The organism is Streptomyces sp. URMC 124, from assembly GCF_051386455.1.
Classification (GTDB): Bacteria; Actinomycetota; Actinomycetes; order Streptomycetales; family Streptomycetaceae; genus Streptomyces.
In genome coordinates this window covers 1-267 of sequence record NZ_JBPQTS010000489.1, presented here as the reverse complement: position 1 = coordinate 267, position 267 = coordinate 1, and the positions used below count along the sequence as shown (strand labels likewise).

The window sequence follows — 267 nt, the reverse complement described above, 5'->3', positions numbered from 1 at the left end:
CGTGGATACAACGACCGAGAAAGGCTCGCACGAGAAGCTGCTGAAGCAGTTTCGGGAGAAGAAAGCCGACGTGCTCCTTGGCACCCAGATGGTAGCAAAGGGGCTCGATTTTCCGGATGTGACGCTGGTTGGCGTCATTACGGCCGATTCCGCGCTGAATCTGCCCGATTTCCGGGCGGCGGAGAAGACGTTCCAGCTGCTTACGCAGGTTGCCGGACGCGCGGGACGGCATCAGCTGCCGGGCGAGGTGGTCATACAGTCCTACAC

1 protein-coding gene is annotated in these 267 nt (G+C 60.7%); it reads left to right on the top strand.

Features of this window, described 5'->3' with window-relative positions; translation table 11 throughout:
* On the top strand, nt 1-267 hold a 267-nt coding region (locus tag ACSNOG_RS33435; RefSeq protein ID WP_436756426.1), incomplete at both ends, for a helicase-related protein.